Here is a 1,569-nt window from a genome sequence, read left to right as displayed (position 1 = left end):
CCCCCGCAGTCCCCCTCATCGCCATCCGCCGCGCGCGTTCGATGTCGCGTTCGACGACGGCGGCGGTGAGGCGGTCGATCATCAGGCGGGCGCGGGCGGTCATGCTGCGCGGGGCGTCTTCGACCAGGCCGGGTAGCAAGCGCGCGCCCCATTCATCGGCCAGACCCGATGCGCGGGCCGCGCCATCGGCCGCGACGACGATCGCCGGGAAGGGTAGCGGGCAGGCGGGCGAGGCAAAGCCGTCGCGCAGCGCCGCGCGCGTCATGGGGCCGCTCGCCCGGCGATCGTCCGGCTCGATCAGGATGGCGCCGGCGACGCGCTCGACATAGCCGGCGGGCGACAGGCGGCTCCACCAGGCGGCGGCGAAGCACGCCGCGCCATTGGCGATCAGCACCGCGGAATCGTCCACTTCCTGCACCAGCCGGTCGAGCGCGGTGGCGAAGCGGTTGCGGCTGGCGCGATCCGCGCTGCTGAGCGGCAGGACCGCCGCGCCGCGCATCCCGATCAGCCGGGCCATCGCCGCCGGGGCCGCGCCATCGACCAGCGCGATGAAAGAGTAGGGCGGGGCAGCCTGAGTCAGCGCAGTCATGGGCGTCGTCCATTCCCGGTCGCGACCGGTCGTGTCGCGAATCGATCGAGATTAGCATGATTGTTGCCTGCCCGCGCCGCCCGGCGATGGTTCGGCCCCGACGATGGTCGCATCGCCGGGGCTGCTCGTCGTGATTTGATCGACTTGTGTTCAGCTTCGCTGAACCGGCGCCAGCCCGCTCCCCCGCCTGGCCACCCACGCGTATATCCTGATGGGGGGCCGGGTGCGGGTGGGCCCGCAACGTCGTACGTTGCGGGGATCCCGTGGGGGAGCGGGCCGCTGCCGCGCCTGTTTTCGCCCGACTGATACAGGTGCCGAGCGTAACGCTCAGGCGGTCGGGCGGCCGAGATAGTGGCCATGGCGATCGGCGGCGGCGTCGATCACGCGGTCGAGCAGCGCCTGGCCCTCCGTCCACCAGCCGATGCCGCTGTCGGCGTTCAGGTGCCCCTGGGACCCGGCATCGACGAAGTGGCTGCCCCAATCGACCGCCAGGCTGTGCGCGCGCTCGATCGAGATCCAGGGATCGTCGCTGCTGGCGATCAGGATCGACGGAAAGGGCAGCGGCTGGCGCGGGGCGGGGGCAAAGGCACCGAGCGACGGCGGCGCATCGGCGCGGTCGACATCCGCCGGCGCGACCAGCAGGGCACCGGCGACCGGCGCGCCATAAGGCTGGGGCGACAGCGCCGCCCACCAGGCGACGGCGAGGCAGCCCAGGCTGTGCGCGGCGAGCACGACCGGGGCCTGGGCCGTGCGGATCGCCTGGTCGAGCCGGGTCACCCAGGCGTTGCGGTGCGGCGTGTTCCACATGCCCAGCTCGACGCGATGCACGTCGGGCCGGGATTCCTCCCACAGCGTCTGCCAATGCGACGGGCCCGATCCGCCAAGGCCGGGAACGGTCAGAACGATCGGCGAGGTGTCGTCGAGATGCGAGAAACTGCCCATGCTGCCAACTCCGCTGCGAGGAAGGCGATGGCGCGGCC

2 protein-coding genes are annotated in these 1,569 nt (G+C 72.4%); both read right to left on the bottom strand.

Annotation, left to right across the window (positions count from 1 at the left end):
- Positions 1–589 (bottom strand): alpha/beta hydrolase (locus AX676_RS03330; RefSeq protein ID WP_066544093.1); only part of this gene is annotated, 589 nt, incomplete at its 3' end.
- 327 nt (positions 590–916) lie between these two features.
- Positions 917–1,531, bottom strand: coding sequence for an RBBP9/YdeN family alpha/beta hydrolase (locus tag AX676_RS03325; RefSeq protein WP_066544090.1), 615 nt, complete (start codon positions 1,529–1,531; stop codon positions 917–919).
- Between the last annotated feature and the right edge of the window lie 38 nt (positions 1,532–1,569).

The organism is Sphingomonas sp. CCH21-G11 (assembly GCF_001555965.1).
Taxonomy (GTDB): Bacteria; Pseudomonadota; Alphaproteobacteria; order Sphingomonadales; family Sphingomonadaceae; genus Sphingomonas.
Note: the sequence above shows the minus strand (reverse complement) of the source record. Positions and strands in the feature narration are given on the sequence as shown.